The sequence below is a fragment of the Nostoc sp. MG11 genome (assembly GCF_014904695.1).
Classification (GTDB): domain Bacteria; phylum Cyanobacteriota; class Cyanobacteriia; order Cyanobacteriales; family Nostocaceae; genus Komarekiella.
In genome coordinates, this window is record NZ_JACXXN010000154.1 from 1 (window position 1) to 2,004 (window position 2,004).

At 43.7% G+C, this 2,004-nt stretch carries 2 protein-coding genes and 1 pseudogene; all 3 read left to right on the forward strand.

What is annotated here, in order from left to right; all coding sequences use genetic code 11:
* The first annotated feature begins 82 nt into the window (after positions 1-82).
* Complete coding sequence (locus HCR01_RS37675) at positions 83-298, forward strand: hypothetical protein (protein WP_193200974.1); 216 nt, start codon at positions 83-85, stop codon at positions 296-298.
* A gap of 192 nt (positions 299-490) precedes the next feature.
* Positions 491-616, forward strand: a complete 126-nt coding sequence (locus HCR01_RS40345; protein ID WP_264299999.1) for a hypothetical protein — start codon at positions 491-493, stop codon at positions 614-616.
* Between the two features lie 314 nt (positions 617-930).
* Positions 931-2,004: pseudogene (locus HCR01_RS37680) on the forward strand (B12-binding domain-containing radical SAM protein); the annotation flags it as partial.

Here is a 2,004-nt window from a genome sequence, read left to right on the forward strand (position 1 = left end):
AAGTTAATTTTATTGCAGACATCTTCGGAGTTGTTGCATAAATAATCTTAGTTCTAGAGAATTTTATCACTTCAAACCTTTTTTGCAACACAACCCTTTTGAGCGTCTCGGTTTGAGTTCTCTAAACTACAAGAATGCGATCGCTGGCGGCTATCTACAATTTGCCCCTCAAGGTAGTAATACTGCGGTCTTGATTGACCCAGATGGAACTTCTGGGAAAGGTCGAGCTGCAAGGTTAGTTACCGTTGACAAGGTGTCTACCTCTGCATTAAATAAATCGGTTAACTTTGCTTTCTAGTTAGTTTTCTTGCAGGATGGGAAGTTAGGTTAGTGCTATTGCTTTTCGGGGCAGTCACAAGACTGTCTTCCTCCCGACTGGGAAAATGTGGAAGCGATATCTAGCGATAAGCCGCAAAGCGTCTACGCAACCGTAGCAAGTAGACGCTGAACTGCCTTCGAGGAGCGAGCGCTTTTTATCCTTAGACTAAAATTGCGATCGCTACCAGAATTGTGGGGTGAGGAAGTTGAGTTAGTGCGATGGCGTAACCGCCCGCCACGAGTGCGATCCCAATTTAATCATTGGGTACTGCCGATGACAGTACCCTTGCTTCAGTAATATTTACTGCCGAATACTTGAGCATTCCTGAGCTACGAGCGTGGGGCCAAGAATTGCGACCATCTGACTGCTGCGTAGGATAATTAGCAAATTTAGAGACAATTCTTAGACATAGACGCTTTGTGAGAGCTTATAATTATAATACAGGTATAAACTGTAAAAGCTCGCCTGTTAACCGAGCAAAATCTATTTATTTAAATACACAGCAATTCTAGCAATCTAAGTTAATCGGCGTGTATCTTACTCTCCAGCGAGTGGTATGTTGAATACACCATTCAGTCTCAGCGGGGGATACAGTTTATTGGAGGTTTTTGATGAATATTTTGCTCCTGTATCCCCTTTTTCCCAAAAGCTTTTGGTCGTTTGAGAAGACCTTGGCATTGCTCAATCGCAAAGCGATGTTGCCGCCGCTTGGGTTAGTTACGGTTGCCGCTATTTTACCGCAGGAATGGGAATTTAAGCTAGTCGATCGCAATGTGCGCGAAGTTAACCAAGCAGAATGGGATTGGGCAGATTTGGTGATTCTGTCCGCTATGATCGTGCAAAAAGAAGATTTATTAGAGCAAATCCACGAGGCAAAACGCAGAGGAAAACGGGTAGCAGTAGGTGGGCCTTACGCAACTGCATTACCTCATGAAGTGATGGAGGTAGGGGCAGACTATTTGATTTTGGATGAAGGAGAGACAACTTTGCCCCTGTTTACCCGTGCGATCGCACGGGGCGATCAATCTGGAATCTTCCGTGCAAATGGCGAAAGACCAGATGTAAGCCATAAGCCATACGCCTATTCCGCGGTTTGATCTGTTGGAATTCGATGCCTATGCAGAAATGTCAGTACAGTTTTCGCGCGGATGTCCCTTCCAGTGCGAGTTTTGCGACATTATTGTGCTTTACGGTCGCAAGCCGCGCACAAAAACACCAGAGCAATTACTTAAGGAACTTGATCGCCTCTACGAGTTGGGTTGGCGGCGCAGCATTTTTATGGTGGATGACAATTTCATTGGCAATAAACGCAATGTCAAACTGTTCCTTAAAGAACTAAAACCTTGGATGGTGAAACATCAGTATCCTTTTTCTTTTGCCACAGAAGCCTCGGTAGATTTAGCGAACGACCAAGAATTAATGAATTCGATGGTGCAATGCAATTTTGGCGCTGTCTTTTTGGGAATTGAAACACCAGATGAAGCTAGTTTGACTCTCACCCAAAAACATCAAAACACAAGGAATTCCTTGACTGAGGCAGTAAATACGATCACAAGATCGGGCTTGCGGGTAATGGCAGGATTTATTATGGTTGTGTTGCAAAAAAGGTTTGAAGTGATAAAATTCTCTAGAACTAAGATTATTTATGCAACAACTCCGAAGATGTCTGCAATAAAATTAACTTG